Origin of the sequence: Massilia sp. UYP11, assembly GCF_050434805.1 — a bacterium.
Classification (GTDB): Bacteria; Pseudomonadota; Gammaproteobacteria; order Burkholderiales; family Burkholderiaceae_D; genus Telluria.
On record NZ_JBNDJE010000057.1, the window covers coordinates 1 to 1,409 of the forward strand.

A 1,409-nucleotide genomic window follows, 5' to 3' on the forward strand; every position below is an offset into this window, starting at 1 on the left:
CGGCACAGCTCCAGCAATGACTTGTCGCCGGTCGAGTATGAAAAGCAGTATTTCAAGCGGCTCGCGAGTGTCTAGGAAACTCGTGGCGATTCAATGCGGGGTCAAAACTGGTGGAGCAAGCCGGCGCCACGATGGACGACATCGTGACCAGCGTGAAGGAAGTCAGCGGCATCATCGCCGAAATTACGACCGCAAGCGAAGCCCAGCATGCCGGCATCGAGCAAGTGAACCATGCGGTGGGTCAAATGGACGAGGCGACCCAGCAGAACGCTGCGCTCGTCGAGCAGGCCGCCGCGTCGGCCGCGGCGCTCAAGGAGCAGTCGGCGGTGCTGCTGCGCACGGTGCGCGTGTTCCGCATCAGCACCGAGGGCAACCCGCTGCGGATCGCGGGCTGACCTGCTTATCTAGCGAACGCCGCTTAGCCGGCGCTGTCGTTCAGGCTCTTGCGCAGGTTCACCAATTGATCGCGCAGGGCCGACGCTTCATCGACCGAGCACTTGGTCGCACACAAGACCGCCGGCATCACGCTGGCGGCTTCCTTCTTTAATGCGTTGCCCTCTTCCGTCAGGCTGATGATTACCTGGCGTTCATCGCTACGCGCGCGGTTACGCTGCACCAATCCCTGGGCTTCCATCCGCTTGAGCAATGGTGTCAAGGTTGCGGAATCCAGGAACAGGCGCTCGCCGATGTCCGACACGGTCAGCTGGTCCTGCTCCCATAACACCATCATGACGAGATATTGCGGGTAGGTTAGCCCGAGCTTGGGCAACAAGCCACGGTAGACCCGCATCATCGCCAGTGAGGTCGAGTACAGGGCGAAACATAGCTGCTCATCGAGCATGGGCGTCGCAGGGGAGGGGGAAGTGTTCGCTTTCATGGACCCAATATAGGTCGCACGCTAGCTAATTGCAAGCGATGATCTACCGCGCATTTCCGCATTGGCAATATAACGCCACCGTCAGTGCAAGCACTCACATTGACCCATCTGCGCGATGCAGGGAATTGACGATCTCGCGCGTGAGCGACAGGACCAGGCCAGCGCATGCGAGGAGCCATCACCGCTTCCTCATCGTTGAAAAATATTATTGCTGAGCACTTGCGCGACCGGCTAGGGCTTTGCTATAGTTCGCCTCCGCTTCGGCACTGACCGAAAAATGTTAACGTAATCAAGTGGTTACGTTGGCAAGGTTGCAGAGAAATCTGAGACGAAGCGAAATGAGGGGTTGACGAAAAACGAAAAACACTTCATACTCTCTTTCCTCTGCTGCTGACGAACAAAACGATTCGAAGCACACAGCAGGGATGCAGTACCGAATAAAGTTCTTTAAAAATTAACAGTCGATAAGTGTGGGCGTTTGATGAAGGTGCCAAGAACTTCGGTTCTTGATTACTTAAATTATCAAATGTTC

The 1,409-nt window shown here is 56.1% G+C and carries 1 protein-coding gene and 1 pseudogene; one reads left to right on the plus strand and one right to left on the minus strand.

All coding sequences use genetic code 11. The features are described from left to right. Window positions 1–98 precede the first annotated feature (98 nt). Window positions 99–395, plus strand: a pseudogene (locus tag ABIB38_RS24140) (methyl-accepting chemotaxis protein); the annotation flags it as partial. A gap of 23 nt (window positions 396–418) precedes the next feature. Here ABIB38_RS24140 and ABIB38_RS24145 read toward each other — a convergent pair. Further along, on the minus strand, window positions 419–877 hold the full coding sequence (locus ABIB38_RS24145; protein ID WP_429207343.1) for a MarR family winged helix-turn-helix transcriptional regulator: 459 nt from the start codon (window positions 875–877) through the stop codon (window positions 419–421). Window positions 878–1,409 lie beyond the last annotated feature (532 nt).